Source organism: Nocardiopsis sp. TNDT3 (assembly GCF_003427465.1).
Classification (GTDB): domain Bacteria; phylum Actinomycetota; class Actinomycetes; order Streptosporangiales; family Streptosporangiaceae; genus Nocardiopsis; species Nocardiopsis dassonvillei.
Map to the genome: position 1 here is coordinate 1 of NZ_QPFC01000666.1, position 1,671 is coordinate 1,671.

2 protein-coding genes are annotated in these 1,671 nt (G+C 76.2%); both read right to left on the reverse strand.

The features are described from left to right. Positions 1–25: 25 nt before the first annotated feature. Positions 26–313, reverse strand: a complete 288-nt coding sequence (locus DQW06_RS16785) for a helix-turn-helix domain-containing protein (protein WP_071622481.1) — start codon at positions 311–313, stop codon at positions 26–28. Positions 314–558: 245 nt separating this feature from the next. Next, positions 559–1,536: an LD-carboxypeptidase gene (locus DQW06_RS16790; protein WP_071622480.1), complete on the reverse strand. Its 978-nt coding sequence runs from the start codon at positions 1,534–1,536 to the stop codon at positions 559–561. Positions 1,537–1,671 lie beyond the last annotated feature (135 nt).

Here is a 1,671-nt window from a genome sequence, read left to right on the forward strand (position 1 = left end):
CCCCACGTTAGGGGCGGGTGGGGAGTCAGACGGCCAGGGAGGCGGTCGCGGGGTCCCGGTCGGCGGTCGCGTCGGCGTCCACCCGGCGCAGGAGTTCGTCCAGGGACAGGCCGAGCGCGGCGGCGATCGCCGCGACCGTGAAGAACGTGGGGGTGGGGATGCGCCCGCCCTCGATCTTGCGCAGGGTCTCGACCGAGATCTGGGCCTCGCGCGCGACGTCGACCATCGTGCGCTCCGCGCGGGCCCGGCGGAGCAGGGCGCCCAGGAGACGCCCGCGCTCGATCTGGTCTGCGGTCAGCGGTTCACGCACCATGCGACGAGTCTAACGCCACGGCGCCGGATCGGTATATCAATACCGGTGGTGCTGCTCCGTCGGACGGCGGGCGGTACCGAGGGGCGGGCGGAAGGCCACCGGGGGTCCGGAGCCGAGCGCCGGGAGGCCCTCCCGTAACCGCCGGTCGTACCCGCCGTGCACGGAACCGTCGCGCGGACGAGGGTCCGGGAGCCGTCGGCGCGGGGACGAAGCGGGTTCCGGCCCCGTCCCCGCACCCGGGGAACCTAGACCAGTCCCGGGACGGACAGCTCCAGACGGCCCCCGTCCGCGTCGAGCAGGGCGGGCACCCCCAGCGGAACCGTGAGCTGGGCCGCGCAGTGCCCGAACTCCAGCCCCCACAGCACCGGCACCCCCAGCGGCTCCAGCCGGTCGCGCATCAACTCGGCGACCACCTCCGGCCCCGGCGGGCAGTCCGTCCACGAACCCAGGGCCACCCCGGCCAGCCCGGCCGCCCACCCCGTGCGCAGCAGGTGCGTGAGCATCCGGTCGATCCGGGCCACGTCCTCACCGACGTCCTCCAGCAGCAGGATGCCCCCGGAGGCCGACAGGCGGCTGTGCGGCGTGGCCAGACCGTCGTTGAGCAGGCTCAGGTTCCCGCCGAAGGTCACCCCCTCGGCCCGCCCCGGCACCAGCGCGTGCGCGCCCGGCGAGGTCAGCACGGTCCGCCGCTCGGGCTCGAACAGGGTGGCCCGCAGCTCCTCCTGGGCCACCGGATCCCCCACGAAGTACCCCGTGCCGACCACGGGCCCGTGCACCGTGGCCACGCCCAGCTCCACCGCGAACGCCTCGTGCAGCGCCGTGATGTCGCTGAACCCGACCAGCGCCTTGGGCTCGGCCCGGCGCATCGCGTCGAAGTCCAGCAGGTCCACCGTCCGGTGCGCCCCGTCGCCGCCGCGCACGCACAGCACCGCGTCCACGTCCGGGTCGCACCAGGCCTCCTGGAGGTCGGCGGCCCGCGTGGCGTCCGCGCCGGCCAGGTAGGGCAGCCGCGGGTGGCGTTCGCGCACGTGCGGGGCCAGCTCCACCTCCAGCCCCCAGCCGCGCAGCGTTCCCACCGCGGCCTCCAGCCGCTCCGCGGGAACCGGGCTGCACGGGGCGACCAGACGCACCCGGTCGCCCTCCCGCAGGCGCGGCGGACGGACCAGCGCGCGCACACCCCGCGCGTCCGCGACCCGCACCACCGCGTCCGCCATCTCGGTCATCGCCTCTCCCACCCCGGCCCTCTCCCTCGCTCGCGCGCCACCGGACGCGACGCCTCTCCCCACCACTGCTGCTCGGACACTCCCGCGGCCGGGCCCCTCGAGGCCACGTCTTGCGGAGCCCGGCCCTCCCCGGTC

What these genes read in the sequence shown, in the direction of transcription:
- DQW06_RS16790 (WP_071622480.1), bottom strand. Translation starts at nt 1,536, where the DNA reads ATGACCGAGATGGCGGACGCGGTGGTGCGGGTCGCGGACGCGCGGGGT.
- DQW06_RS16785 (WP_071622481.1), bottom strand. Translation starts at nt 313, where the DNA reads ATGGTGCGTGAACCGCTGACCGCAGACCAGATCGAGCGCGGGCGTCTC.